Consider the following 23,702-nt stretch of genomic DNA (forward strand, 5'->3'; position numbering starts at 1 on the left):
GATGCAGAGCGGGTGAAATCATTTGTAGTGAATTTACCAAAAAATGTTGTATAGTTGAATAAATTGACTTTTCGGACCGATGTTCGACATGCGCGAAATCAATCTCACCGATGCTGTTGCCTTCAAGGCCCTTGCCTCGCACTTCACACAAGCCAGGGACTGGCAGATGCGAGAGCTCTTTTCCCGGCAACCGGACCGCTTTGAGCGTTTCTCCGCGGAAGCTGCCGGCCTTCTGCTCGACTATTCCAAGAACCGCATCGATGAGACGACCATGCGCCTGCTGCTCGACCTGGCGCGGGAGCGCGGTGTCGAGCTGAAGCGCGACGCCATGTTTGCCGGCGAAAAGATCAATGTCACCGAACACCGCGCCGTCCTGCATACGGCTCTGCGCATGCCGCGCAACGCAACGCTTGTCGTCGATGGACAGAATGTAATCCCGGAGGTTCATGCCGTCCTCGGCCATATCAGGGTTTTCACCGATCGCGTGCGCGACGGCAACTGGCTCGGCGCCACCGGGCGTCCCATCATGGACATCGTCAACATTGGCATCGGCGGTTCGGATCTCGGCCCGGAAATGACCTGCCGCGCGCTGCGGCCTTTCGTGCATCCGCGCCTGACCATGCACTTCGTCTCCAATGTCGACGGGCACGACCTCGACGCTGTCCTGTCGAAGGTGAATCCTGAAACCACCCTGTTCATTATCGCCTCCAAAACCTTTACGACAAGGGAAACGATGATGAACGCGCAGTCGGCGCGAGAATGGTTCCTCAGCCATCGCAGCGAAGCCGACCTGCCTAAGCATTTCGTCGCCGTATCGACCAACAAGGCGGCGGTGCGGGACTTCGGCATCGATCCCGAAAACATGTTTCCTTTCTGGGACTGGGTTGGCGGGCGCTACTCGATCTGGTCATCGATCGGCCTGCCGCTTGCAATCGCCATCGGTTTCGACGGTTTCAGCGAATTCCTCGGCGGCGGCCATGCCATGGACCAGCATTTCCGCACCGCGCCGCTTGAACGCAACATGCCAGTGATCATGGCCATGATCGGCATCTGGAACCGCAATTTCTTCGGCACCAGCTCGCTCTCGATCGCGCCGTATCACCAGGACCTGAGCCAGTTCCCTGCCTACCTGCAACAGCTCGAGATGGAAAGCAACGGCAAGCGCGTTGCCATCGACGGCACTCTCCTCTCCCTCGAAACCTGCCCGGTGGTATGGGGCGATGTGGGAACGAACGGCCAGCATGCCTATTTCCAGATGCTGCATCTTGGCACGGACATCATTCCAGTCGATTTCATCGCCGCGCTCAGGCCCATGCATGACCTGTCCGGCCATCACACGGTACTCCTGGCCAATTGTTTCGCACAGTCGGAAGCGTTCATGCGAGGCAAGAATGCAGACGAAGTGCGCGCCGAACTGCGCCCGCAGCATCTTGCGGAAAACGAGATTGAAGCGCTGTTGCCGCACAAGGTGTTCCCGGGAAACCGCCCGAGCAATACTGTGCTGATGGATGAACTGGCGCCGGCGACGCTCGGCGCATTGGTCGCGCTGTATGAACACAAGGTGTTCGTGCAAGGCGCTGTCTGGGGCATCAACAGCTTCGATCAGTGGGGCGTGGAATTGGGCAAGGTGCTGGCGAAAAATATTGAACCGGAACTGACCGGCACACCCTGCCCGCAAGCGCACGACAGCTCGACCAACGGATTGATTGCGCGCGCAAAGGCGGCCTTGTCGGAATAGCGCTTTCCGCGCATCGACAATTGAAGCAACGCGGCTACAATGAATAGCTCGTACCGAGCCGGCCCCCGTTTATGTAAATCATCCTTTCACCATGGCACTCCACGATTTTGATCTGGTCTTGTTTGGCGGCAGCGGCGACCTGGCAATGCGCAAGCTATTGCCAGCCCTCTACAGCCGCAATCGCGTCAACGACCTGCCCTCCACGGCACGCATCATCTGCGTGGGGCGCCATGAATGGACCCGCGACGATTTCCTGAAGGCCGTCAACGAGAATGCAAAGCCGCACATTGCCCGGGAAACGTTCAGCCAGGCGGCCTGGGATTCGTTCTGCGCGCACATCGATTATGTGTCGCTCAATGCCAATGACGCGAGCACCTATGCGGCGCTCGCCAAGGCACTGCGCAACGACAAAGCCATCACCCGCGTTTTCTACCTCGCGACGCCACCCAGCCTGTTTGCGAAGATCTGCCAGAACCTCGCGGAATGCGGCCTCGCAACGCCGGAATCGCGCGTCGTCCTGGAGAAGCCACTCGGCCGCGACCTGACCAGCGCGCGTCAGATCAATGCCGAAGTCGGGCGCTATTTCTCCGAATCCCAGATCTTCCGCATCGACCATTACCTCGGCAAGGAAACGGTACAGAACCTGCTTGCGCTGCGCTTTGGCAATGTGCTGTTCGAACCCCTGTGGCGGCGCGAATGGATTTCCGACGTGCAGATCACGATCGCGGAAGAACTCGGCGTCGGCAATCGGATGGAGTACTACGAAACGGCTGGCGCGCTGCGCGACATGCTGCAGAACCATCTGCTGCAATTATTGTGCATCGTCGCCATGGAGCCACCGGTGGCGGCGACGCCGAATGCCGTGCGCGACGAAAAGCTGAAAGTGCTGCGCTCGCTCAAGCGCTTCACGCCGCACCTGCTGACGCAGAACGTCATTCGCGGCCAGTACCGCTCTGGCCATGTGCAAGGTGTCGCAGTACCGGGCTATCGCAAGGAGCCGGAAGCCAATCCGGCTTCGCGTACTGAAACCTTCGTCGCGGTCAAGGCAGAGATCGATACCTGGCGCTGGGCAGGCGTGCCCTTTTTTCTGCGTACCGGCAAGCGCATGGCCGACCAGCTCGCCGAGATCGTGGTGCGCTTCAAGACCATCCCGCATTCGATCTTCGCGCAGCCCAACAGCAGCTTCCAGCCGAATAGCCTGATCATCCGGCTGCAGCCGGAGGAAGGCCTGCAGCTCAACCTGATGGCAAAAACACCAGGCGACGGCATGCGCCTGCGGCCGGTGGAACTGGAACTGGATTTCCGCGAGACCTTCAAGATGCCCCGCATGGAAGCCTATGAGCGCCTGCTGCTGGACGTCCTGCGTGGCCAGCTCACGCTGTTCATGCGTGCCGATGAGCTGGAAGCCGCCTGGGAATGGGTACAGCCCATTCTCGACTACTGGGAGCAGGAAGGCGGCGATCCGCTTCCCTATGCCTCCGGCACCTGGGGACCGGCCGCCGCCAGCGCGCTGGTCGGACGCGACGGCCTGCAATGGCGCGAAGAAGCGCTTCCGGAGTTATAAAGAAAATCCATAATCATGCTGCCGGAAGACCTCCCATAACCCATGCTGCTCGACTCCATCAAGACCCAGATCGACACGCTGTCCAAATCGGAAAAGAAAGTCGCCATCGCGGTACTCAAGAACCCCGACCTGGCTGTGGCCGGAAACATCACCGCACTGGCGAAGAATGCGCAGGTGTCCGAACCGACCGTGGTGCGCTTCTGTCGTGCGCTCGGCTATGACGGCTGGCATGAATTCAAACTGAAACTGGCACAGACACTCGCGCTCGCCGTGCCGCAATCCGACGAGCTCCCGCTGCAGGGCGACCTCGCCGCCGACCTCGTCAACAAGATCTGCGCGCGTTCCATCAATGCCTTGCTTGACCTGCGCAACAACCTGCATCCGGCAGCCATCGAAAAGGCGCTCGACATCCTCGGACGCGCCAGCAAGATCGAATTCTGGGGGCAAGGCACTTCCGGGATTGTCGCGGCGGATGCACAGCACAAGTTCTTCCGCTCCGGCGTCCACACGGTGGCGTATTCCGATCCGCACATCCACGCCATCTCGGCCGCCCTGATGAAAAAGGGTGACGCAGTGGTCGCCATTTCCCAGCGCGGCAACAGCACCGCGCTCCTGCACAGCGTGCAACTGGCGCGCAAGCTGGGCGCGGACATCGTCGCCCTGACGCCGAGCGGCACGCCACTGGCCGATCTGGCAACCGCACTCGTGCCGATCGACCTGAGCTTCAACATCGATCCCTACACGCCGATATCCGCGCGCCTGGCGCATCTTGTCGTGATCGACATCCTCGCCGTCGGCCTTGCCCTCCAGGGCGGGCCCGAGTTCCGCAAGAAGATGCAGAATGCACAAAAGGCGCTGCAGAAGCTGGACATGCAGTTCGATTCCTTCCTCAGACATCCACCAAAAATCTGAGCGCGTTGCTGCGCCATGTCTAACCGATGCCCCATCGATCCGGTTATCATTGACGGCTCTGTTTTTCCCTTCGCCGGATTTTCCATGAACCAGCTCGAACAACTCAAGCAGTACACGACCATCGTCGCCGACACCGGCGATTTCCAGTCCATGAAGGCGTTCGCCCCGCGCGACGCAACGACCAACCCCTCGCTGATCCTGAAGGCAGTGCAGAAGGACGAGTACAAGCCGCTGCTGGAAAAGGCTGTGCGCGACCATGCGCGCAAATCGACCGGCGAAGTGATTGACCGGTTGCTGGTGGCATTCGGCCTGGAGATTCTGAAACTGGTTCCGGGCCGCGTATCGACCGAGACCGATGCGCGACTGTCATTCGACACACAGGGCACGATCGACAAGGGCCGCGCGCTCATCGCGCTCTACGAAGCCGCCGGCATTCCGCGCGAACGTGTGCTGATCAAGATTGCATCAACCTGGGAAGGCATCCGCGCCGCGCAGGTGCTGGAGAAGGAAGGCATCCGTTGCAACATGACGCTGCTGTTCGCGTTGCCGCAGGCGATTGCGTGCGCCGATGCGCAGGTGCAGCTCATCTCGCCTTTCGTCGGCCGCATCTATGACTGGCACAAGAAGTCCACCGGACAGGAGTTTGCCGGTGCAGATGATCCGGGTGTGCAGTCGGTGAAACGGATTTACCAGTATTACCGCAAGTTCGGATACAAGACCGAGGTGATGGGCGCCAGCTTCCGCAACACCTCGCAGATCACCGAACTCGCGGGTTGCGACCTGCTCACCATCAGCCCGGAACTGCTGCAAAAGCTGTCGGAAAGTGAAAGGCCGCTCACCCGCAAGCTCAGCGTGGAAGACGCGCAGACGGCGAACCTGCAAAGGCTTACGCTGGACGAAAAGACATTCCGCTTCATGCTGAATGACGATGCGATGGGCACCGAGAAACTGGCGGAAGGCATCCGCCTGTTCTGCGCCGATGCGGTGAAGCTGGAAAAAATGGTGGAAGCCCTGCGCTGAAACCGGGAAAACCAAGACCGGTAGCGTGTGCCATGCGCACGAGTGCAGTTGGACCAGCGCTCGCGCGCGTGGCGCGCGCTATGTCCTGCTGAATGCCTCAGCGTTTGGCGGATGCACTGCCGTACTGCACGACCAGTTCCGCCATCGCCAGCGAGCGATCGTCGCCCCGTTCATGCAAGGCCGCGACAACGCCCTCCCGGTCTTGCGCCGGACGATTCTGGCTCACCTTCCATTTGCCCTCCAGCCGCACGATGGAAATTTCTATGCCCACGATCGCGCTCATCATCTGTTCGATGAAATCCCTTGGCGCGTCGGCCACCTTCCATGGCAAGGCCTCTCCGTTTTCCTGTTCATCTGTCATCGCCGTCAGATGATTCAGAAGCCACGCAGCATCCTCGACGACACGCGGTCGGCCATGAGCATGCACAACAGCGTAGTTCCAGGTCGGCACCGCCTTGCCGTCAACATGCTTGCTCGGATACCACGACGGCGTGATGTAGGAATCCGGCCCCTGGAAGATCGCAACGGCTTCGGCGGCTCCCGCCAGTTGCCGCCACATGGGATTGGCGCGTGCCATATGCCCACGCAAGATTCCAAACTCGCCTTCCGATCCGCAGACCTGCAGCGGAATGTGATTGACGACGAGCCCAGATTCTCCCGCTACAACAAGCGTGGCCAGCGGATGCGCCTTCATCAGTCCATGCAGGACTTCCTGCCGGGTTTCCTCGAATTGCTTCGGAATGTACATGGCTGGTTCCTCAACGACCGGGGGCTTCGACCACCACCTCAGCCTTGATCGAATTCGCGATGTAGCACTGCTCGTGCGATGTGTGGTGGATCGCATCGAGTTCGCGTGGCGTCGGAATGCGGTCGCCGCCGAACACGATCTCCGGGCGCAATGCGACGCGCGTCATGGCGATCTTTCCTTCGCTGCTCTTGTCCATCACGCCGACAGCATGGTCGACGTAGCTGTCCACGACAAAGCCTCGATTCGCCGCAATCGACAGGAAGAACAGCATGTGGCAGCTCGACACCGCCGCGACCAGCGCTTCCTCCGGATCGACACTCGTCTCCACCGACATCGGCAAGGGCACCACATGCGGCGAAGAGGATGCCGGCACGACCGCGCCGCCATCAAAGCGCCACTCGTGACCTCGACTGTAGCGGTTATCGATGAACGCCTGTCCGTCGCGGCGCCAGGCAATGCTTGCTTCGTATTGATGCATGGTTGTCCTCGATGAAAAAATCCTATGCGGTACGCTTGATGATCCAGCCGTTCGGAACCGCTTCGAAACCGATCTTCGGGTAATACTGCATCGCTTCTGGTGCCGCGAGCAAGAGCAGCATGGATTTTTCGCCGATCGCCTCGCGTACCTGATCGACCAAGGTCCGGCCGATGCCACCCTTCTGATATTGCAGATCGACCGCGAGATCCGACAGGTAGCAGCAATAGCTGAAATCGGTCAATGCCCGCGCCACGCCGACCAGGCGCTCGCCATCCCATGCAGTCACCAGCAGGTTCGCGTGTGCCAGCATGGCTGCCATGCGAGGCAGGTCCTCGACGGGGCGACGAATGCCCGAGCGGCGAAACACGTCGGCCAATTGCTCCGGCGAGATGCGCGTGTCCCTGCAATACGAAATCTGTTCCATGCCATTCCTTTACAGATCGAATTGGCAACAGCATATCGTCTGACTTGGCTTTCTTGAAGCACCAATAAATGGTATTTTTAAAATACCAATTTCCAGTAAGGGACACCCATGCATCTCGCCGAATCGCTCGCCACCTTGCGGCTTGACCCGGCCGCCCCCGTACCGATGTTCCGCCAGCTCTATGAGGCCATCAAGCAGACCATCCTGGCTGGAAAGATCGGTTCAGGTACGCAACTGCCGCCGACGCGCGCACTCGCACAGCTGCTCGGCATCTCGCGCCAGACAGTCCTGAACGCCTATTCGCAACTGATGGCGGAGGGATACCTTTCCGGCACCGTCGGACGCGGAACCTTCGTCAGCGCCAACCTGCGCATCTCCTCGGCAAAGCAGAGTGCATCGATGGCGGCACCCCGCCTGCTGCGCCCGCTCTCCGCGCGCGGCCAGTGTTTCATCGGCCCGCAGGCTGCGCTCAACAACCACGAAGGTACGCCCAAGGCCTTCCGCATCGGCATGCCAGGGCTGGACGTCTTTCCCTTTGATGTCTGGGCGAGGCTGGAGGCACGACGCTGGCGGCGTACCCCGCATGAACTCGGATACGGCCCTCCGGCCGGTTTCCCGCCCTTGCGCGAGGCGCTGGCAGCCTATCTGGGCGCAGCTCGCGGCGTGCACTGCGAACCGGAACAGATCATCATTACCTCCGGCTCGCAGCAGGCGTTGTTCCTTATTGCCAGCCTGCTGCTCTCGCCTGGCGATGCCGCCTGGGTGGAAGAGCCTGGATACCGCGGGATCAGCGCATCACTGCGCGCCGCCCAGGCACGCGTTTGCCATATCCCGGTGAATGAGGAAGGGATATCGGTGTCGTATGGGGCAGCCATGCATGCGGATGCGAAACTGGTCTATGTCACTCCGTCGCACCAGTTGCCACTGGGTGTGACCATGAGTCTGCAACGTCGGCTGGAGCTGCTGTCATGGGCGGCGGAAAAGCGGATGTGGGTCGTGGAAGACGACTACGACAGCGAGTACCGGTACACCGGGCCGCCGCTCGCCTCACTGCAAAGCCTGGACAAGGCCGGTTGCGTGATCTATGTGGGCACGCTGTCGAAGGTACTTTTTCCCGGCCTTCGCCTGGGATATCTCGTGGTGCCGCCGGCGCTGGCCGAACCCTTCGCGCAAGGCAAGGCGATTCTCGACCGGCACACCGCCATCGGCCCGCAGATGGTGCTAGCCGACTTCATTGCCGACGGCCACTTCAGCCGCCACATCAAGCGCACGAAGGACGTTTATGCGGAGCGGCGCGCAACGCTTCTTGTCGAGATCGGGAAGCACCTGCCGGAGGAATTCCATGTCGGCCCGGCGGATGCCGGCCTGCATATTCCAGCGCAGTTTCGCACAAGGCGAAGCGATCAGGCGCTCGCGCGCCTTGGATTGGAACGCGGCATCGAATTGCGCGCACTGTCGCAGTTTTATAACGCAGGTGATGAAGATCGCATTGCAGGCGAGCGCGCTTCCGGCCTGTTGCTTGGTTTTGCGGCGATACCGGCCAAGGAAATCCGGCGCGGCGTGGTGGCGCTGCGCGACCTGCTCGGGAAATGACATTCACATCTTTTCGGTCTCGCCGGATTTCGGCTGCCATTTCATCAGGCGACGCTCGATGACACCGACCATGCCGTCGAGAACCAGTGCAAACGCCGTCAGCACGAGAATTCCGGCGAACACGGTATTGATGTCGAAAGTTCCTTCGGCCTGGAGGATGAGATAGCCCACGCCGCGCGCGGACCCAAGGTACTCACCGACGATGGCGCCGACGAACGCCAGTCCGACCGAGGTGTGGAGGCTGGAGAACACCCAGGACATTGCCGACGGCAAATATACGTGGCGCAGCAGCTGCCGCCGGTTGGCGCCCAGCATGCGTGCATTGGCGAGCACCACCGGGCTGACTTCCTTCACGCCCTGATAGACATTGAAGAACACGATGAAGAACACCAGCGTGACCGACAAGGCCACCTTCGACCAGATGCCGAGGCCGAACCACATGGCGAAGATCGGCGCGAGAATGACACGCGGCATCGAGTTCGCCGCCTTGATATAGGGGTCAAGAATGGCGGACGCGAGCGGCGATAGCGCCAGCCACAGCCCGAAACCGAGGCCAAGCAAGGTGCCAATGCCAAAGGCAAGCAGGGTCTCCGCAAGCGTCACCAGCAGGTGCGGATAGATCTCCGCAGGAAAGTTCAACGTGAACCATGTCGAATCGCCCATGCCCACTTCGAGGCTGCCCGCACCGACGGTGAACCATTCCCAGATCCGCACCAGCACCTTGATCGGCTCGCCGAAGAAAAACGCCGCCTGCGGATCGCGCGTGGCGACATGCCAGACAGCGAAGAAAACGGCCAGCACCAGCACCTGCCAGACGCGCAGATTCTTGTAATTCGGTTTAAGGATTCGCCACATGGCTCGCAATGGATTAACTATGCCCGCACCTTCTGCTGCTGATACCCCTTCAGCACTTCTTCCCGCAACACATTCCAGATCTGGGCATGCAATTCCACGAAGCGCGGATGAGTACGGATTTCGGCCACGTCGCGCGGGCGCGGCAGGTCGATCCTGAACTCGCCGATAGGATGCGTTTTCGGTCCCGCCGACAGCACAACCACACGGTCCGACATGGCGATCGCTTCATCCAGATCGTGCGTGATGAACAGCACAGCCTTCTTCTTCGCACTCCACAAGTCCAGCACTTCGTTTTCCATCAACTGGCGAGTCTGGATGTCGAGCGCGGAAAACGGTTCATCCATCAGGATGATGTCGGGGTCGAGAATCAGGGTCTGCGCCAGCGCCACGCGCTTGCGCATGCCACCTGACAATTGATGCGGATAACGATCACCGAAGCCCTGCAGACCGACGCGCTTGAGCCACTCCTCACCGAGTTCGCGCGCCTTCGCATCCTCTTCGCCGCGGAACTGCAAGCCGGCAGTCACGTTCTGCAGTGCGCTCCGCCACGGCATCAAGGCCTCTGCCTGGAACATGTAGCCCGCGCGGCGATTCACACCTTCCAGCGTTTCGCCGAACACCTTGACGCTACCGGATGAAGGTACGAGCAGTCCGGCGCCGACATTGAGCAAGGTGGACTTGCCGCAGCCGGTAGGCCCGACTACCGAGACGAATTCGCCGGGAGCGATATGCAGCGAGGTATCGGCCACTGCCGTATAGCGCTGCGAACGGTCGTCCCGTGAGATGAAGGTGCAAGTGATGTTGTCGAGCGAAAGCGCAGGAGTCATCGTCTGTGAATGCCTTGGTACAAAGTCCTACTTGTACTTTGCGTTCGCCTTCTTCGCGAATTCGTTGGTGTAGGTCTTCGACAGGTCGATGTTCTTGCCGGCGAGCTGCGGTTCGAAAGCCTGCAATGTCTTCAGCGCCGTCTTCGGACCGGCCTCGGGCATGAGGCCATCCGGCGAGATCGCTTCCCGCACCTTCAGGAACGCATCGATATACAGCGCGCGGTCACCCAGCAGGTAGCTTTCCGGCACCACCTTGATAATGTCGGACGGCCCCGCCTTCTGCAGCCATTTCAATGCGTGCACCATCGCATTCGTCAGCGCCTGCGCAGTATTCGGATTCTTCTTCAGGAAGGCCTCGGTTGTGTACAGCGTGGCAGCCGGCATCGGGCCGCCGAAGACGGCATTGGTATCCTTGAGCGTGCGGGTATCGGCAATGACCTTGATCTCGTTCTTCTGCTGCAGCATGGTGATCACGGGATCAAGGTTGGCGATGGCGTCGATCTGGCCGGAACGCAGTGCCGACAGCGCACCTGCGGAAGTGCCCACGCCGATGAAAGACACATCCGTCGGTTTCAGTCCGCCTTTCGCCAGCACGAAATTGGCCATCATGTTGGTCGACGACCCCGGCGCGGTGACGCCGATCTTCTTGCCCTTCAGGTCGGCAATGGACTTGTAGTTCGGCATGGTCTTGTTCGATGCCGCCAGCACGATCTGCGGCGCGCGCCCCTGCAGCACGAAAGCGACGATCGGCTGCCCCTTCGCCTGCATGTTGATGGTGTGTTCGTAGGCGCCGGACACCACGTCCGCGCTGCCGCCTACCAGCGCTTGTAGCGCCTTGGCGCCGCCGGAAAAATCGCTGATCTCGACCTGCAGGCCCTCATCCTTGAAGTAGCCGAGCTGTTCCGCGATCGTCAGCGGGAGGTAATAAAACAGGTTCTTGCCGCCCACCGCGATGGAGACCTTGGGCTTTTCGAGCGTCTGCGCGAACAGCTTGCCGTTGAAGGTAAGGTAACCGAGCAGGAAAAGCGCTAGCGCGATCGCGAACTGCTTCCAGAAATTCTTGTTCATGCTGTCCCCTATATGACGTGATCGTGTCTTAATTGCGCGATGTGCGCATCATCATACCCCAGACCGCGCAAGACTTCAGAGGTGTGCTCGCCCAGCGCCGGGCCGAGCCATTTCGTCTCACCGGGCGTCTCCGACAGCTTGGGCGTGATGGCCGGAAGCTTGATGGGCGTGCCGTCGCCGAATGCATGCTGCTCGAACATGCGGCGCGCGAGGAACTGCGGATCGCTCAGCATGTCGCGCACCGAATAGATCTTCCCCACCGGGACATCGGCTGCCTTCAGGATGGACAAGGCGCTGTCAATGGTTTGCGTGTCGCACCATGCCTGGATCGCGCCATCGATTTCCGCGGTGCGCGGCACCCGCCCATCGTTGCGTGCCAGCTGCGGATCATTCGCCATGTCGTCGCGCCCTATGGCAAGCATCAGGCGCTTGAAGATCGCATCGCCATTGCCGGCGATGACGATGTTCTCGCCATCGCTGGTCGTGTATGTGTTCGACGGCACGATGCCCGGCAGTGAGCCGCCCGTCCGCTCGCGCACCACGCCGGCATAGTCGTATTCCGGCACCAGCGACTCCATCATGTTGAAGACCGCTTCATACAACGCCACGTCCACCATCTGCCCCTGCCCCGCAACACATGCCGCGCCCGTCTTTCCGTTCCAGCGCCCGCCTGTGACATCACGGTGGCGCAAGGCCATCATGGCGCCGATCACGCCGTGCAAAGCTGCGAGTGAATCGCCGATGGAAATACCGATGCGCACGGGCGGCCGGTCCGGATGGCCCGAGACATAACGCATACCGCCCATCGATTCCGCGATTGCGCCGAAACCCGGCAAGTCCTTCATCGGCCCGCTCTGGCCGTAACCCGAGAGGCGGACCATGATGGTCGCCGGATTGACCTTCTTCAGGTCTTCGTAGCCAACACCCCATTTTTCCAGCACGCCGGGGCGGTAGTTCTCGATGATGATGTCCGCATCCAGTGCGAGGCGCCTCGCGATTTCCTGGCCGCGCGGCTCCTTCATGTTCAGCGTCACACTCTTCTTGTTGCGCGACTGAACCGACCACCAGAGCGAAGTGCCGTCCTTCAGTACGCGCCACTGCCGGATCGGATCGCCGCCATCGGGCGATTCAATCTTGATCACTTCGGCGCCGAACTCGGCAAGAATGCGTGAACAGAACGGCCCGGCGATCAGCGTCCCGAGTTCCAGTACCTTGATGCCCGCCAGCGGGCCGGAGGAGGTCTTGTCTGTCATTTCCCTGTTTGCAAAGACGATAATTCTTTTAATTCCCACGCGATGTTATGCCGTGCCGGCGCCTCGAAGCGGGCGAGCATCGATGGTGTGAAAAACAGCGAGGAGCGTGCAACGAAACGCCGCAGTATCTCACTGCGGCCCGCACAATAGGCCTGCAGCGGAACCCAGCTGTATTCGGCACGAACCGCCTGGCTGTAGTGTCGATACGTCTCGAGGGAACTGCCGAGTATGGCAAGGTCGAGGTCCAGAAACAGATGAAGATCGCCGCTCGCTTTCGGCCATGTTTCATGTTTCTGTGTCGCGAGGATGCACTGCTCGACCGGCACGATCAATGACGCATCGATACGCATGGCCTGCATCGCATGATGTGCCCATGAGGCGCTGCGCGCTTCATTATCGGCCGCATGCGTGTCGTAGATGATGTCGTGGAACCAGGTCGCCAGTTCGACGACCTCGGGCTGGCTCATATACTGACGCTCAGCATCGGCGTGGCGCAGCATGGCCATGATGTGGGAGAGATTGTGATAGGCGCGATGCGACTCGGAGTAGTGCCTGACCAGCGCATCCCAGGCTGCGTCCGCGGCAATCCGGTCTGCATCGAGATGCGTCACCAGTGCCAGCCATCGGGCGCGGAGCCAACCCTGGTTTTCTGGCGTATGGACAAACATTGCCGGGTCGATCCGCAAAGGAAAGCGTCAGGTCGAGCGGCGGTCCAGCATCGCGCGCGCTATCGTTCCTGCATCCACGTATTCAAGTTCGCCGCCGACCGGCACGCCGCGCGCAAGACGGCTCACCTTCAGGCCGCGCGCCTTCAGCGTCTCGCTGATGTAATGCGCCGTCGCCTCCCCTTCATTCGTGAAATTGGTCGCCAGCACCACCTCGTTGACCACGCCGTCGGTGGCGCGCGCGATCAATTTTTCGAGATGGATGTCCTTCGGCCCGATGCCGTCGAGCGGCGACAGATGTCCCATCAGCACGAAGTACAGGCCCTTGTATGTCAGCGTCTGCTCGATCATCAGCTGGTCCGCCGGCGTCTCGACCACGCAGAGCAAACTCGCATCGCGTGCCGTATCCATGCAGGTTTCGCAGATCTCGTTTTCGGTAAAGGTATTGCACTTGGCACAATGGCGGATGCGCTCCACCGCCTGCGTGAGCGCGCGGCCGAGCATGGCTGCGCCGTCGCGATCATGCTGCATCAGGTGGTAAGCCATGCGCTGCGCTGACTTCGGCCCCACGCCGGGAAGGCGACGCAAAGCTTCCGTGAGGAATTCAAGGCTGGAGGGAGTTTTCACCAATTGTTTTCTCTGTCACCGGCATGAAGCCGAGCGGCCGCGCAAGCGCTTTTCCCTTGCGGCAGCCACAAAACCGATTGCCAATCAGAACGGCAGCTTGAAGCCCGGCGGCAAGGGCAAGCCAGAGGTCATGCCCGCCATTTTTTCCTGAGACGTCGCTTCCGCCTTGCGCACGGCATCGTTGAACGCGGCGGCCACGAGGTCTTCCAGCATGTCCTTGTCGTCGCCGAGCAGCGACGGGTCGATGGACACGCGCTTGACGTCGTTCTTGCAGGTCATCACGACCTTGACCATGCCCGCGCCGGATTGTCCTTCGACCTCGATCGCCGCTAGCTGCTCCTGCATCTTCTTCATGTTGTCCTGCATTGCCTGGGCCTGCTTCATCAGCCCGGCCAGTTGGCCCTTCATCATGGTGATACTCCTGATCGTTGGTTAAATGGGTTTGACCGATCCCGGCACGATGGTTGCGCCGAACTCGCGCATCAAGGTCTGCACGAAGGGATCGCTCTGCAAGCACTCTTCCGCCTGGCGCAGCCGCGCCTCGCGCTCCGCCGTTGCATGGGCATTGGCGGTCTGTTCCACTGCCCCGATTTCCGTGGTGACTCGCACCGGTTTTGTAAAGTGTTCGGACAATGCAGCCGCCAGCTTGTCGACGCTGCCTGCCGAGCACAAGGTTTCGATGGGAATGCGAAGGTGCATCTGCACGCCGGCACCGGCATCTTCGCACTTCATCAACTCGCTCTGCTGCGCAAGTTGCTGTGCCACGCCGCGCAAGGGCAAGGATGCCGCAAGCGCCGGCCAGTTGCCATCCCAGTTCAGCGAAGGCACTGGCAGGAGCGCCATCGGCCTTGGCCGCTCGGTTGGCTTGACGGCTTCAACCTGGGCTGCGGGCGGCGCCTCTTCCACCACCAGCGTGCTTTCGCTGCCGTCTATCCGGGATGATTGCCGTTCAGTTTTTTTTTGAGCCCCTGCCTCGGCAGAATCGTATGCATCGCGTTCGATTGCCGGCGGCGGCTCATTCTCCCATGGCGGAATCGATGCCGGTGCCGGTCTTGCGGGTGTCGGCGCCGCAGCTTGCGGCTTGCCTGCATTGCGTGCCGCTTCCAATGCCGCGCGTGCAGGACTCATTCCGCCGCTGGGCCGTGCCGCCGGAGCGGGAGCGGCGGCACGAGCAGGCACAGCCTGGGGCGCTGCGGCAGCAGCCCTGGCAGTCGGAGCAGATGCAGTAACCGCCGGTGCCGGCATCGCGGGACGTGCTTCGGCACCGCCCAGCCCCGGGCGGAAAGCCAGCATCCGCAGCAAAGTCATCGAAAAGCCGGCATATTCGTCCGGTGCAAGACTCAGCTCATTCCGTCCATGTACTGCAATCTGGTAAAACAATTGCACATCTTCCACGTCGAATGATTGCGCCAGTCGGAGAATGTCTTCCCGTTCCGGCACATCATCCGGCAGCGCGGCTGGCACGGTTTGCGCCAGCGCAATCCGGTGCAACAAGGTTCCCAGATCCTGCAACGCGGCGCTGTAGGACAGGCTGCGCGTCGCCATTTCATCAGCCACGGCAAGCAATCCCGCGCCATCTTTTGCAGCCAATGCATCGAGCACGCGGATGAGGTAGGACTGGTCCAGTGCGCCGAGCATGCCCTGCACGGACTCCAGCGTTACCTTGCCGGCAGCATAGGCAATGGCTTGATCGGTCAGCGACAGCGCGTCGCGCATCGAGCCATGCGCCCCTTGCGCAAGCAAACGCAATGCCGGCGGCTCGAACTCGATACCTTCCTGACCGAGAATGTTATCCAGATGCCCGACGATATGACCGGGCGGCATCTGCTTCAAATTGAACTGCAGGCAACGCGACAGCACGGTAACCGGAATCTTCTGCGGATCAGTCGTTGCCAGGATGAACTTCACATGCTCGGGCGGTTCTTCCAGCGTCTTCAGCATCGCATTGAAGGCGTGGTTGGTCAGCATGTGGACTTCGTCGATCATGTAGACCTTGAAACGCGCATTGGACGGGGCGTAGACCGCCTGCTCCAGCAGTTGCGCCATCTCGTCGACACCGCGGTTCGAGGCAGCGTCCATTTCGATGTAATCGACGAAACGGCCTGCATCAATCGCTGCGCACGCCTCGCAGGTTCCGCAAGGAGTGGCCGTAATGCCGGATTCGCAATTGAGCGACTTCGCCAGGATGCGCGACAAGGTCGTCTTGCCCACGCCGCGCGTGCCGGTGAACAGATAGGCGTGGTGCAGGCGTTTCTGCTCCAGCGCGTGCGTCAACGCCCGCACGACGTGCTCCTGCCCGACGAGCGTCTCAAAGCTCCTGGGGCGATACTTGCGGGCGAGAACTTGATAGGACATGGTAGCGATGGCTAACGACGGCGGTTGACGATACGCGGCATTTTACCTGACATGATGCAAGTTATAGATGACGGATACGCAGTTCGATAAAGGGAAAATATCGATCATGCAATGTGGTTCCTGCCCGCCACAGAATTGGCAATCCGGCGCAACAGAAAATTCAGGGAGGAGAAAGAGGGGAAAGGGGCGAGCCTTGTCTGCGGCACTTGCGGGAAATGGCTTTGGCTGCTTCGTTCCCGACCTGACCAGGTTGACCATGCCACAATGCGCAGGGGCCCGCCGACCGCTATTCTAACAGCAAAGCGTTCGGCCCGCCCGTGCATTTCAGGCTCGCCGCCCCATCCCAGAAGCCTCAGATACCCAGCTCCTGCCAGATGCGGTCGACCTTCGCCTTCACCTCATCGCTCATCGAAATCGCCCTGCCCCATTCCCTTTGTGTCTCGCCGGGCCACTTATTGGTGGCGTCAATGCCCATTTTGCCGCCAAGGCCGCTGATGGGGGACGCGAAGTCGAGATAATCGATCGGCGTATTCTCCACCAGCGTGGTATCGCGCGCCGGATCGACGCGTGTGGTGATGGCCCAGATCACTTCCTTCCAGTCGCGGACATTGACGTCCTCATCGACCACCACGATGAACTTCGTATACATGAACTGGCGCAGGAAGCTCCAGACACCGAACATCACCCGCTTCGCATGTCCCGGATAGGACTTCTTCATCTGCACCAGCGCCATCCGGTAGCTGCAGCCTTCGGGCGGCAGATAGAAATCGGTAATTTCCGGGAATTGCTTCTGCAGCAAAGGCACAAACACTTCGTTGAGCGCCACGCCCAGGATCGCCGGCTCATCCGGCGGTTTGCCTGTATACGTAGAGTGATAGATTGGATCGCGACGCATCGTGATACGGTCGATCGTAAACACCGGGAACCAGTCCTGCTCATTGTAATAACCAGTGTGGTCGCCGTACGGACCTTCCAGCGCATGCTCATAGCCGCTCGGGTGCGACGGATCCGGATTGATATGTCCCTCCAGTACGATCTCGGCAGACGCCGGCACGCGCAATTCACTGCCGATGGCCTTGACCAGATCGGTTCGGCTGCCGCGCAAGAGACCCGCGAACTGATACTCGGACAGCGTGTCCGGCACCGGAGTCACCGCACCCAGAATGGTGGCGGGATCCGCGCCGAGCGCCACTGCGATCGGATACGGCTTGCCGCGGTTGACGATGCAATGCTCCCGAAAATCCAGGGCTCCGCCCCGATGCGCCAACCAGCGCATGATGACCTTGTTACGCCCGATCACCTGTTGGCGATAGATGCCGAGGTTCTGCCGTTTCTTGTGTGGCCCCTTGGTGACTACCAGCCCCCATGTGATCAGGGGAGCGACATCGCCTGGCCAGCAATGCTGGATCGGCAGCCGGGCGAGATCGACATCATTCTCCTCCCAGACGATCTCCTGGCATGGCGCAGAGCGATGCTCCTTCGGCGCCATATCCCACAAGGCCTTCAACATCGAGCTCATGCCGACGACGTCCTTGAACCCCTTCGGCGGCTCCGGCTCCTTCAGCGTTGCAAGCACATGACCGATGCGCCGCAGCTCGCTGACATCTTCCGCGCCCATTCCCAATGCCACACGACGCGTCGTGCCGAATAGATTGCCCAACACCGGGATGGAATGCCCGGCCGGCCTGTCGAAAAGCAGCGCCGGGCCACCCGCGCGCAGCGTCCTGTCGCAGATCTCGGTCATCTCAAGATACGGTGAAACCGGCACAGGGACATGCTTTAATTCGCCCAATTGTTGCAATTGGGAAATAAAATCCCGTAGATCGGAATATTTCATGATTTTTCACAAAGTTACAGCGCTTGTTCTATTTTTAAATTGCAAGCCCAAGTAGTTGATTTTATTGATTTTCTGTTGCAGTGCAGCGATATATTAAGATTCAAAAGTTATAAAAAGTCGATTTGATAGTATTGACTTGATATAAACAGCCCCCTAAAATTTGCCCAACTCGATGAGGACGCCCGCCTGGGGAGTGAAGGCGCGGCACCAAAAGTCCTCATCATCCACGGGGTCGGGGCCCATATAACATTTTAAGGAGTGTTTCCAAAAGGCGTCTGCCTTCTCCCCGAACAAGTTGTTTGCTGCTGATCCGGCGCCCTTGCGCAGCCATCAGCCTTGAAGCAAACAATTCCGGCGTCTGTTGGCCGCGCGCCATGTGCGGCAACAGACGATGACCGATTCACGGCATTCACAAGAATCTACAAGGCTTTGTAGTGGGTTCTTCGCATGCCGCGACGATTAGGAGGTTCAATGTTAAATCGATTTATCAGGGCAACATTCGACGTTACCCGAAAAACAGCCAGCCAGTCGGCCGCCTGGGCGGTTTTCGCCCGCGACACCGTCAGCGGCTTCATTACGACCGCGCACCACACCTTGCTTGTACTGGGGATCGTCGCCATCGCCGCCCTTGGCCTGATGTTCGTCAAGCCGGAAATCGCCGACCAGCTGAAGGAGCTGTCGCCGTTTGCCGAAGCGAGCGCGGATGACACCGTCGACGAAGCACCGGAAGATACCGCGGCACTTGACGCACCGGCGCCGTCCACCGCAAAGGCGACGGCTGCGAGCCATGCAGCAACGGCAGTTGCCACGGAAGAAGCAACCGGCAACAGCCGCCAGCAACAATGGGTGACGAGCTGGCTGTCCAAGCGTTACCGCGTCGCGACTGATGCCACCAACATGCTGGTATCCGCCGCTTACATGACGGCCAAGGAAATCAAGCTTGACCCGCTGCTCATCCTGTCAGTCATGGCGATCGAATCCGGCTTCAATCCGTTTGCGGAGAGCCCGGTCGGCGCACAAGGCCTGATGCAGGTGATGGCCAAAGTGCACCACGACAAGTTTGCGGAACTCGGCGGCGTGAAGGCGGCGCTGAATCCTGTTGCAAACATCCGCGTCGGTTCGCTGATCCTCAAAGACTATGTCACGCGTGGCGGTTCGGTGGAGGCAGGACTGAAGCTCTACGTCGGAGCGGGCGCGTCCGACTCCGATTCGGGCTATGGCGCAAAGGTGCTGGCGGAATATCGCCGCCTGAAAGAAGTGGCGATGGGAAAGAAAGTACCGGCTTTCTCGACATCAGCCAGTTCCGGCAAACCTCGCCTGGAACGCAAGACAGAATCGGCTGAGGAATCCGCCAAACTGGAAGGGCAGGAAGACCATCTGGCAAAGGCAGACCAGATCCCTTCGCTCTGACTCACCGCTGAATTACATACCAAAGAAAAAGGAGCCCGCAGGCTCCTTTTTCTTTGCAGGTCCTCATAAGAGGATGTCGTCAGGGTCTTTCTGCGAAAAACCGTTTTAGCCGGGTGATCGCCTCTTGCAGGTTCTCCATCGAGGTCGCATAAGACAGTCGAATGTACTGACGGGCCGTGTACGGGCCGAAGTCCAACCCTGGGACGAGCACCACGCCCGCCTGGTTAAGCATATCGATCGTCAGCCGATCCGCATCGTCCGCAAGCCCCGAGCAATCCGCATAAACATAGAAGGCTCCGTCGGGCGTAACGGGCACCGTGAAGCCGATTTCACGCAGGGCCGGCACAATATAATCCCGGCGGCGCCTGAATTCTGCCTTGCGCTCCTCGTAAATCGAGATTGCTTCTGGCGAAAAACAGGCGACGCCAGCATGCTGGGCGATGCTGGAGGCGCAGATGAACAGGTTTTGCGCCAGCTTTTCCACCTGCGGCACCATTTCTTCCGGCACGACCAGCCAGCCCAGACGCCAGCCAGTCATGTTGAAATACTTGGAAAAGCTATTGATGACGATCACGTCCTCGCCCAGCGACAAGGCAGAAAACGGCTCCCCGTCATAAGTCAGCCCCTGGTAGATTTCGTCGACAATCGTGAACCCGTTCCGCTCGCGCACGCTGCTGACGATACGCGCCAGTTCGGCGTGCGGAATGGAAGTGCCGGTTGGATTGGAGGGCGACGCCAGCAGAACCCCGCGCGTGGCCGGTGTCCAATGCTCCCGCACCATGACGTCGGACAATTGGAACCGGTCCTGCGGTCCGCTCGGAATCAGCTTTGCGGCGCCTTCAAACGCAGCCACGAAATGGCGATTGCAAGGATAGGATGGGTCGGGCATCAGCACTTCTGTACCCGGTTCCACCAGCGCCGCGCAGGCAAGCAGGAGTGCCGCGGATGCGCCGGCTGTGACGACAATGCGCGACGGCGCAATATTCAGTCCGTACACGCGACGGTAATGTTCCGCAATGGCTTCCCGCAACGGCGGAATGCCGAGCGCCGAGGTGTATTGGAGTTTACCGATCGCCATGGCGCGCGCAGCCGCGTCGACCACGGGTTGCGCAGCGGTGAAGTCAGGCTCGCCGATGCCCATGTTGATAATCGAACGGCCTTGGTGCTCGAGTTCTGCCGCCCTTTTCGCCAGCTCCATCACGTGGAACGGCGCTATATTCGCCAGTCGCGAAGCGAGAATGGGTGTCATATTTACAATCTGGATGTACGTCTCGCCGTTATTCCGAACGCCTTTTCGCACCATCCACTTCAACGTTGCGCACCTTAGCCGCAAACCTGTCAAGCACGCCGTTGACATACTTGTGCCCGTCGATCCCACCGAATGACTTGGTCAGCTCGACTGCTTCGTTAATTACCACCTTGTAGGGGATTTCCAGATGGTTATTGAGTTCATAGGCGCCGATCAGGAGGGCCGCATGTTCGACTGGCGACAACTGGTCGATTGGACGGTCGATCAAGGGCGCCAGCCCTTCGCGGAGCGTCGCTGCCTGCCTGATCGCTCCGTGCAGGAGCGCATCGAAATGCTCGGCATCGGCCTTGTCAAATCCGTGTGCCTCGCGAATATGTGCATCGATTGCGCCGGCATCCTCGTTGTTCAGCAGCCACTGATACAGCCCTTGCAGCGCAAATTCACGCGCCCGGTGGCGCGGTGTACGATTTTTGTTGGGATTGGCGTGAACAGTCTTTTGTGTCATTACTTACTCTTCCTCGGTTGCTTCGGCGAGATCTTCCAGCGCAATGGCAAGGTTTGCCATCTCGACCGCCACGCGCGCAGCGTCGGCGCCCTTTTCAGCCATGCGCGCTTCAGCCTGTTCATCGGTATCCGTCGTCAGCACCGCATTGGCGATAGGAATGCCGAAATCCAGCCCGACGCGCGTGATGCCGGCACCGGATTCGTTGGAGACCAGCTCGAAATGATAGGTTTCGCCGCGGATCACTGCACCGATGGCGATCAACGCATCGAACTGCTGGGTCTCAGCCATTTTCTGCAAGGCGAACGGGATTTCCAGCGCGCCGGGAACAGTAACATGCAGCACGTCTTCGTCTGCCACGCCGAGGTGCTTCAGTTCGGCCAGGCACGAAGACAGGAGCCCGTGGCAAACGTCTTCATTGAACCGGGATTGCACGATGCCCACACGCACACCTTCGCCGCTCAGATTGGTTTCGTAAGTTCCTACGGTCATGGTTGTTCCTTCATGCGCAATCGCGCTCGCTCGTTAAAATGTGCTCCATGCGTCCTCCGGAAAACCGGACGACGCACGGCGCGTTTGTTATTAGAGAAATGTAGCAGCTATTTGCGTCAGCAAAAGCAGCGAATCAGCCTGCCGGCTTGTCCTGGTAACCGACGACTTCGAGATTGAAGCCGGTCATCGAGGGCATTTTGCGCGGATTGGCCAGCAGTTTCATCTTTCCAACGCCCAAGTCCTTCAGGATTTGCGCGCCAATACCGTAGGTTCGCAGGTCCATGCGCGATGCACGCGGCTGGGGACGAACATCTGCCGGCGAATTCAGCGCCTCGAATTGGGCAAACATCTGCTCCGCGGACTCTTCGCAATTGAGCAGGACCACCACGCCGCGATCCGACGATTTAACGGCCGCCATTGCCGAAGCCATGTTCCAGGAATGCGTAGTGGCCTGGGTTTCCAGCAGGTCAAGGATGGAAACCGGCTGGTGAACGCGAACGAGAGTTTCGAGTTCCGGTTTGACATCGCCATGCACCAACGCAAGGTGTGCGCTGCCGCTCGGCTTATCACGGTAGGCAATGGCCCTGAACGAACCATGCACTGTATGCATTGTGCGTTCCGCAATGCGGTCGACGATACTTTCGGTCTGGCTACGGTAGTGGATGAGGTCGGCAATTGTGCCGATCTTCAGGCCATGCTCCTTCGCAAATTCGATCAGGTCGGGCAAACGGGCCATCGTTCCGTCGTCCTTCATGATTTCGCAGATGACCGCTGCCGGCGTCAGTCCCGCGAGTTCCGCAAAATCGCAGCCTGCCTCGGTGTGGCCAGCGCGCATCAGCACCCCGCCCTTTTGAGCCTTCAAGGGGAAAATATGACCTGGCTGAACAATATCGGATGGCTTGGCATTCTTCGCTACCGCGACCTGGACGGTACGGGCACGGTCCGCTGCGGAAATACCTGTGGTCACGCCCTCGGCAGCCTCGATCGAAACCGTGAAATTGGTGCCGTAGGATGTCCCGTTACGATGGGTCATCATCGGAAGGTTGAGCTGGTTGCAGCGCTCTTCGGTCAACGTCAGGCAAACGAGGCCGCGCCCGAATTTCGCCATGAAATTGATCGCTTCAGGAGTGACGAATTCCGCAGCGAGAACAAGGTCGCCTTCATTTTCGCGGTCTTCTTCATCGACCAGGATGACCATGCGGCCCGCGCGCAGCTCGGCAATGATTTCTTGAGTTGTTGAAATAGCCATGACTAGGATCCTATGTAGTCTGCTATTTTAAAGGATTTACGCCGACCCAAGCTTTCAGGCGCGAAACTATTAGGGGCTTCACTGCGCTTTTTTGTGAATTACACCCCTATGAAATGCCCTGCTAACAGTCAATCACACCTCGGCTTACCCTTTGGCCGGGCAATTGGCGGCGAGTATCTGGCAGGAACTGTAAATTGGCGGGTGTCTGAGCACTAGTCCTTTGCGCCTAGCATCCGCTCGACATAACGCGCGATCAGGTCGATTTCCAGGTTCACCTTTGTCCCCGGCCTCAGGTGCTTCAGGGTCGTGACCTCGACGGTGTGCGGAATCAGGTTAATGGAAAACTCGCAACCGGAAGCGGTATCGACCACACGATTGACCGTCAATGACACGCCATTGACCACAATCGATCCCTTGTACGCGAGATACTTGCCAAGGTCCTTCGGCGCTTCGACAACCAGCTCCATCGATTCCGCAACCGGCTCGAACTTGCGCACGATCCCGAGTCCATCGACGTGTCCGGATACCAGATGGCCGCCGAGCCGGTCGGCGAGGGTCAGCGCCTTCTCCAGGTTCACTTCGCCCAGCGTATCGAGACCGGCGGTACGATTCAGGCTCTCGCGAGATACGTCGACAGCGAATCCCTTGTCCGTCTTGCTTACAACGGTCATGCAGGCGCCATTGAGCGCAATCGAATCGCCGAGCGATACGTCGGCCATTGAAAGGCCGCCCGCGTCAACGGTCAGGCGCACGCCGGCGTCCGGCTGGCTGCCCAAAGGGGTGATGGAGGTAATGGCGCCGATCGCGGCAACGATTCCGGTAAACATGGTGAAATC

At 59.8% G+C, this 23,702-nt stretch carries 23 protein-coding genes and 1 other RNA gene; 6 read left to right on the forward strand and 18 right to left on the reverse strand.

Going from position 1 to position 23,702, the window contains the following annotated elements:
- The first annotated feature begins 88 nt into the window (after positions 1-88).
- The 4 genes from pgi to tal all read left to right on the forward strand — a co-directional run bounded on the left by pgi (position 89) and on the right by tal (position 5,234).
- Positions 89-1,738: a glucose-6-phosphate isomerase gene (gene pgi, locus VJ698_RS10280; protein WP_324102660.1), complete on the forward strand. Its 1,650-nt coding sequence runs from the start codon at positions 89-91 to the stop codon at positions 1,736-1,738.
- A gap of 91 nt (positions 1,739-1,829) precedes the next feature.
- Positions 1,830-3,302: a glucose-6-phosphate dehydrogenase gene (gene zwf, locus VJ698_RS10285; protein ID WP_324102661.1), complete on the forward strand. Its 1,473-nt coding sequence runs from the start codon at positions 1,830-1,832 to the stop codon at positions 3,300-3,302.
- Between the two features lie 42 nt (positions 3,303-3,344).
- Positions 3,345-4,214, forward strand: a complete 870-nt coding sequence (locus VJ698_RS10290) for a MurR/RpiR family transcriptional regulator (RefSeq protein WP_324102662.1) — start codon at positions 3,345-3,347, stop codon at positions 4,212-4,214.
- An 84-nt stretch (positions 4,215-4,298) separates the two neighbouring features.
- A complete protein-coding gene (gene tal, locus VJ698_RS10295; RefSeq protein WP_324102663.1) occupies positions 4,299-5,234 on the forward strand; it encodes a transaldolase in 936 nt (311 codons plus the stop codon).
- Positions 5,235-5,331: 97 nt separating this feature from the next.
- Here the strand turns inward: tal and VJ698_RS10300 are convergent, their stop codons facing one another.
- Genes VJ698_RS10300 through VJ698_RS10310 form a run of 3 tightly spaced genes read right to left on the reverse strand, consistent with a single transcriptional unit; the run spans position 5,332 to position 6,884 of the window.
- Positions 5,332-5,982 (reverse strand): FMN-binding negative transcriptional regulator, encoded by a 651-nt coding sequence (locus VJ698_RS10300; RefSeq protein WP_324102664.1) that lies wholly within the window; start codon positions 5,980-5,982, stop codon positions 5,332-5,334.
- Positions 5,983-5,992: 10 nt separating this feature from the next.
- Positions 5,993-6,460, reverse strand: coding sequence for an OsmC family protein (locus tag VJ698_RS10305; protein WP_324102665.1), 468 nt, complete (start codon positions 6,458-6,460; stop codon positions 5,993-5,995).
- A gap of 22 nt (positions 6,461-6,482) precedes the next feature.
- A complete protein-coding gene (locus VJ698_RS10310; RefSeq protein WP_324102666.1) occupies positions 6,483-6,884 on the reverse strand; it encodes a GNAT family N-acetyltransferase in 402 nt (133 codons plus the stop codon).
- A gap of 108 nt (positions 6,885-6,992) precedes the next feature.
- On the opposite strand from VJ698_RS10310, the gene VJ698_RS10315 reads away from it, so the two are divergent.
- Complete coding sequence (locus VJ698_RS10315) at positions 6,993-8,477, forward strand: PLP-dependent aminotransferase family protein (protein WP_324102667.1); 1,485 nt, start codon at positions 6,993-6,995, stop codon at positions 8,475-8,477.
- Between the two features lie 3 nt (positions 8,478-8,480).
- On the opposite strand, the gene VJ698_RS10320 is transcribed toward VJ698_RS10315, so the two are convergent.
- From VJ698_RS10320 to ubiD, 10 genes are all read right to left on the reverse strand, one after another.
- Complete coding sequence (locus tag VJ698_RS10320; RefSeq protein ID WP_324102668.1) at positions 8,481-9,332, reverse strand: ABC transporter permease; 852 nt, start codon at positions 9,330-9,332, stop codon at positions 8,481-8,483.
- A 17-nt stretch (positions 9,333-9,349) separates the two neighbouring features.
- Positions 9,350-10,159 (reverse strand): ABC transporter ATP-binding protein, encoded by an 810-nt coding sequence (locus VJ698_RS10325; protein WP_324102669.1) that lies wholly within the window; start codon positions 10,157-10,159, stop codon positions 9,350-9,352.
- A gap of 27 nt (positions 10,160-10,186) precedes the next feature.
- Entirely contained in the window at positions 10,187-11,227 is a 1,041-nt protein-coding gene (locus tag VJ698_RS10330) for an ABC transporter substrate-binding protein (protein WP_324102670.1), read from the reverse strand.
- Positions 11,228-11,235: 8 nt separating this feature from the next.
- The gene (locus tag VJ698_RS10335) at positions 11,236-12,480 is read right to left on the reverse strand and encodes a CaiB/BaiF CoA-transferase family protein (RefSeq protein ID WP_324102671.1); all 1,245 of its coding nucleotides are present in this window, start codon (positions 12,478-12,480) and stop codon (positions 11,236-11,238) included.
- Positions 12,477-13,166 (reverse strand): hypothetical protein, encoded by a 690-nt coding sequence (locus VJ698_RS10340; protein WP_324102672.1) that lies wholly within the window; start codon positions 13,164-13,166, stop codon positions 12,477-12,479. Before VJ698_RS10340 ends, VJ698_RS10335 begins: the two co-directional genes overlap by 4 nt.
- Before the next feature lie 9 nt (positions 13,167-13,175).
- On the reverse strand, positions 13,176-13,772 hold the full coding sequence (gene recR, locus VJ698_RS10345; RefSeq protein WP_324102673.1) for a recombination mediator RecR: 597 nt from the start codon (positions 13,770-13,772) through the stop codon (positions 13,176-13,178).
- A gap of 84 nt (positions 13,773-13,856) precedes the next feature.
- Positions 13,857-14,183 (reverse strand): YbaB/EbfC family nucleoid-associated protein, encoded by a 327-nt coding sequence (locus tag VJ698_RS10350; protein WP_324102674.1) that lies wholly within the window; start codon positions 14,181-14,183, stop codon positions 13,857-13,859.
- A 21-nt stretch (positions 14,184-14,204) separates the two neighbouring features.
- The gene (gene dnaX / locus VJ698_RS10355; protein WP_324102675.1) at positions 14,205-16,127 is read right to left on the reverse strand and encodes a DNA polymerase III subunit gamma/tau; all 1,923 of its coding nucleotides are present in this window, start codon (positions 16,125-16,127) and stop codon (positions 14,205-14,207) included.
- A 182-nt stretch (positions 16,128-16,309) separates the two neighbouring features.
- An RNA gene (ffs, locus tag VJ698_RS10360) (signal recognition particle sRNA small type) lies at positions 16,310-16,408 on the reverse strand.
- 71 nt (positions 16,409-16,479) lie between these two features.
- Positions 16,480-17,964 carry a 4-hydroxy-3-polyprenylbenzoate decarboxylase gene (gene ubiD, locus VJ698_RS10365; RefSeq protein WP_324102676.1) on the reverse strand — a complete coding sequence of 495 codons (1,485 nt, stop codon included), beginning with the start codon at positions 17,962-17,964 and terminating at the stop codon, positions 16,480-16,482.
- A 471-nt stretch (positions 17,965-18,435) separates the two neighbouring features.
- Between ubiD and VJ698_RS10370 the strand changes: the two genes are divergently transcribed.
- Complete coding sequence (locus tag VJ698_RS10370; RefSeq protein ID WP_324102677.1) at positions 18,436-19,374, forward strand: transglycosylase SLT domain-containing protein; 939 nt, start codon at positions 18,436-18,438, stop codon at positions 19,372-19,374.
- A gap of 79 nt (positions 19,375-19,453) precedes the next feature.
- Here the strand turns inward: VJ698_RS10370 and VJ698_RS10375 are convergent, their stop codons facing one another.
- From VJ698_RS10375 to VJ698_RS10395, 5 genes are all read right to left on the reverse strand, one after another.
- Positions 19,454-20,623, reverse strand: coding sequence for a pyridoxal phosphate-dependent aminotransferase (locus tag VJ698_RS10375; protein ID WP_324102884.1), 1,170 nt, complete (start codon positions 20,621-20,623; stop codon positions 19,454-19,456).
- Positions 20,624-20,651: 28 nt separating this feature from the next.
- On the reverse strand, positions 20,652-21,128 hold the full coding sequence (gene nusB, locus VJ698_RS10380; protein ID WP_324102678.1) for a transcription antitermination factor NusB: 477 nt from the start codon (positions 21,126-21,128) through the stop codon (positions 20,652-20,654).
- A 3-nt stretch (positions 21,129-21,131) separates the two neighbouring features.
- Entirely contained in the window at positions 21,132-21,617 is a 486-nt protein-coding gene (ribH, locus tag VJ698_RS10385) for a 6,7-dimethyl-8-ribityllumazine synthase (protein WP_324102679.1), read from the reverse strand.
- Positions 21,618-21,750: 133 nt separating this feature from the next.
- Positions 21,751-22,866, reverse strand: a complete 1,116-nt coding sequence (gene ribBA, locus VJ698_RS10390; protein ID WP_324102680.1) for a bifunctional 3,4-dihydroxy-2-butanone-4-phosphate synthase/GTP cyclohydrolase II — start codon at positions 22,864-22,866, stop codon at positions 21,751-21,753.
- Between the two features lie 212 nt (positions 22,867-23,078).
- Positions 23,079-23,693, reverse strand: a complete 615-nt coding sequence (locus VJ698_RS10395) for a riboflavin synthase (protein WP_324102681.1) — start codon at positions 23,691-23,693, stop codon at positions 23,079-23,081.
- Between the last annotated feature and the right edge of the window lie 9 nt (positions 23,694-23,702).

This window comes from Noviherbaspirillum sp. (assembly GCF_035254685.1).
Classification (GTDB): domain Bacteria; phylum Pseudomonadota; class Gammaproteobacteria; order Burkholderiales; family Burkholderiaceae_D; genus Noviherbaspirillum.

Excerpts from the sequence above, each read along its gene's own strand:
- ribBA (WP_324102680.1), bottom strand. The coding sequence starts at position 22,866 with ATGGCTATTTCAACAACTCAAGAAATCATTGCCGAGCTGCGCGCGGGC.
- VJ698_RS10290 (WP_324102662.1), top strand. The coding sequence starts at position 3,345 with ATGCTGCTCGACTCCATCAAGACCCAGATCGACACGCTGTCCAAATCG.
- VJ698_RS10370 (WP_324102677.1), top strand. The coding sequence starts at position 18,436 with ATGTTAAATCGATTTATCAGGGCAACATTCGACGTTACCCGAAAAACA.
- nusB (WP_324102678.1), bottom strand. The coding sequence starts at position 21,128 with ATGACACAAAAGACTGTTCACGCCAATCCCAACAAAAATCGTACACCG.
- VJ698_RS10330 (WP_324102670.1), bottom strand. The coding sequence starts at position 11,227 with ATGAACAAGAATTTCTGGAAGCAGTTCGCGATCGCGCTAGCGCTTTTC.
- VJ698_RS10395 (WP_324102681.1), bottom strand. The coding sequence starts at position 23,693 with ATGTTTACCGGAATCGTTGCCGCGATCGGCGCCATTACCTCCATCACC.
- VJ698_RS10310 (WP_324102666.1), bottom strand. The coding sequence starts at position 6,884 with ATGGAACAGATTTCGTATTGCAGGGACACGCGCATCTCGCCGGAGCAA.
- dnaX (WP_324102675.1), bottom strand. The coding sequence starts at position 16,127 with ATGTCCTATCAAGTTCTCGCCCGCAAGTATCGCCCCAGGAGCTTTGAG.
- tal (WP_324102663.1), top strand. The coding sequence starts at position 4,299 with ATGAACCAGCTCGAACAACTCAAGCAGTACACGACCATCGTCGCCGAC.
- VJ698_RS10350 (WP_324102674.1), bottom strand. The coding sequence starts at position 14,183 with ATGATGAAGGGCCAACTGGCCGGGCTGATGAAGCAGGCCCAGGCAATG.
- VJ698_RS10305 (WP_324102665.1), bottom strand. The coding sequence starts at position 6,460 with ATGCATCAATACGAAGCAAGCATTGCCTGGCGCCGCGACGGACAGGCG.
- VJ698_RS10320 (WP_324102668.1), bottom strand. The coding sequence starts at position 9,332 with ATGTGGCGAATCCTTAAACCGAATTACAAGAATCTGCGCGTCTGGCAG.
- VJ698_RS10375 (WP_324102884.1), bottom strand. The coding sequence starts at position 20,623 with ATGACACCCATTCTCGCTTCGCGACTGGCGAATATAGCGCCGTTCCAC.
- VJ698_RS10335 (WP_324102671.1), bottom strand. The coding sequence starts at position 12,480 with ATGACAGACAAGACCTCCTCCGGCCCGCTGGCGGGCATCAAGGTACTG.
- VJ698_RS10315 (WP_324102667.1), top strand. The coding sequence starts at position 6,993 with ATGCATCTCGCCGAATCGCTCGCCACCTTGCGGCTTGACCCGGCCGCC.
- zwf (WP_324102661.1), top strand. The coding sequence starts at position 1,830 with ATGGCACTCCACGATTTTGATCTGGTCTTGTTTGGCGGCAGCGGCGAC.
- VJ698_RS10325 (WP_324102669.1), bottom strand. The coding sequence starts at position 10,159 with ATGACTCCTGCGCTTTCGCTCGACAACATCACTTGCACCTTCATCTCA.
- ribH (WP_324102679.1), bottom strand. The coding sequence starts at position 21,617 with ATGACCGTAGGAACTTACGAAACCAATCTGAGCGGCGAAGGTGTGCGT.
- ubiD (WP_324102676.1), bottom strand. The coding sequence starts at position 17,964 with ATGAAATATTCCGATCTACGGGATTTTATTTCCCAATTGCAACAATTG.
- VJ698_RS10300 (WP_324102664.1), bottom strand. The coding sequence starts at position 5,982 with ATGTACATTCCGAAGCAATTCGAGGAAACCCGGCAGGAAGTCCTGCAT.
- pgi (WP_324102660.1), top strand. The coding sequence starts at position 89 with ATGCGCGAAATCAATCTCACCGATGCTGTTGCCTTCAAGGCCCTTGCC.